Source organism: Candidatus Skiveiella danica, assembly GCF_022705245.1.
GTDB lineage: Bacteria > Pseudomonadota > Gammaproteobacteria > Burkholderiales > Burkholderiaceae_C > Skiveiella > Skiveiella danica.
This window is the reverse complement of the sequence record NZ_JAKJEW010000125.1, coordinates 1-651: the sequence shown is the minus strand read 5'-3', so window position 1 is coordinate 651 and position 651 is coordinate 1. Positions and strand designations below refer to the sequence as shown.

2 protein-coding genes are annotated in these 651 nt (G+C 71.0%); one reads left to right on the top strand and one right to left on the bottom strand.

Annotated features, from left to right (window positions below; translation table 11 throughout):
* Positions 1-310 (bottom strand): ABC transporter permease (locus ACMUOY_RS20420; RefSeq protein ID WP_413894550.1); only part of this gene is annotated, 310 nt, incomplete at its 3' end.
* Positions 311-357: 47 nt separating this feature from the next.
* On the opposite strand from ACMUOY_RS20420, the gene ACMUOY_RS20415 reads away from it, so the two are divergent.
* The coding region (locus ACMUOY_RS20415; RefSeq protein ID WP_413894549.1) for a hypothetical protein at positions 358-651 on the top strand (294 nt) is incomplete at its 3' end.

Genomic DNA, 651 nt, shown 5'->3' with positions numbered 1-651 from the left:
TGATCACCCCGCAGAGCGTGGCGATCAGCGCCACGCGCAGCGCGGTGGGCACCGGCACGGTGATGGCAAACAGCGGCAGCCCATCCGAGCCGCGCACAAACGTGGTGAAGGCCCAGACCAGCGCCACCGCCAGCGCGATGCCCAGCAAGGAGCCCAGCGCCCCCACCACCGCGCCCTGCAGCAGAAAGACACGCTGCATCTGACCGCGCGTGGCGCCCATGGCGCGCAGGATGCCGATCTCGCGCCCCTTTTGCACGACAGAAACCACCAGCACGCTGGCAATGCCCAGCACCACCACCACGAGCACCACCGCGCGGATGATGGTGGTACTGACGCTCTGAGCTGGGCGTTGCTCTCTTGCCAGCTTTCCACGCGCAGCGGGTGCTGGCGGCGCAGGCTGTCGGCCAGGGCCTGCGCGGCCCAGACGTCGGTCACCGTCAGGTCCAGGTGCGTAGCGCCGCCGGGCAGTCCCTGCAGGTTTTGCGCGGCGCGCAGGGGCACGATCACGGTGCGGCGGTTGAGGTCCTTCACGCCCAGGTCCACCAGCGCGGTCACACGCGCAGCGTCACTCACCAGGCCGGTGCGCAGGGTGAGGCGGTCGCCCACGCGCAGGCCCAGGTCGGCGGCCAGCTCGCGGCCGATGATGGCCTC